The sequence below is a fragment of the Aggregatibacter sp. oral taxon 458 str. W10330 genome (genome assembly GCF_000466335.1).
Lineage (GTDB): Bacteria > Pseudomonadota > Gammaproteobacteria > Enterobacterales > Pasteurellaceae > Aggregatibacter.
The window spans coordinates 2,489-2,786 of record NZ_KE952598.1; the positions used below are offsets into that span (position 1 = coordinate 2,489).

The following is a 298-nucleotide window of genomic DNA, read 5'->3' on the forward strand; positions in this document are numbered from 1 at the left end:
CAGCCACCTTCGGGTGGCTGTGTGTTGAAACAGACCTACATCTTGGTCACCGCAACATTCCAAAGTGCAGCCACCTTCGGGTGGCTGTGTGTTGAAACCTGATGTAATTTGTGTAGACTATTTGGGTATTTGGCAGCCACCTTCGGGTGGCTGTGTGTTGAAACTGAAGTAAAAGTTCATATTCTTAATAAGAAAAATGAGCAGCCACCTTCGGGTGGCTGTGTGTTGAAACTTATTTGATAACCTCCGTCAAAAAGAACTATTAAAGCAGCCACCTTCGGGTGGCTGTGTGTTGAAA

The 298-nt window shown here is 45.6% G+C and carries 1 CRISPR repeat array.

The annotated features are described in order from the left end of the window. Positions 1-297: a CRISPR direct-repeat array (repeat unit 29 nt; unit sequence CAGCCACCTTCGGGTGGCTGTGTGTTGAA). The last annotated feature ends 1 nt before the right edge of the window (position 298 follow it).